This is a genomic window from Streptomyces niger, from assembly GCF_000718305.1.
In the GTDB taxonomy this organism is placed as follows: domain Bacteria; phylum Actinomycetota; class Actinomycetes; order Streptomycetales; family Streptomycetaceae; genus Streptomyces; species Streptomyces niger.
Map to the genome: position 1 here is coordinate 1 of NZ_JOFQ01000089.1, position 255 is coordinate 255.

The following is a 255-nucleotide window of genomic DNA, read 5'->3' on the forward strand; positions in this document are numbered from 1 at the left end:
CAGCTCGGCGGCCCCATCGTGCTGATCTGGGACAACTTGAATGTGCACCGCAGTGGGCAGATCCGCGAGTACGCGGACCGGCACGACTGGCTCACCATCATCCAGCTGCCGACCTACGCACCGGATCTCAATCCCGTGGAAGGTATCTGGTCTCTGCTGCGACGGGCCGTCACTGCCAATGTTGTGTTCACCGACCGCGGCCAGCTGGAGCATGCCATCCGCAAGGGCATGCGTACACTCCAGCAGGCTCCACAC

Annotated in this window: 1 protein-coding gene; it reads left to right on the forward strand. The window is 63.1% G+C overall.

Going from position 1 to position 255, the window contains the following annotated elements:
* A partial coding sequence (locus IF20_RS37025) for a transposase (RefSeq protein ID WP_199896942.1) occupies positions 1 to 255 on the forward strand: 255 nt, incomplete at both ends.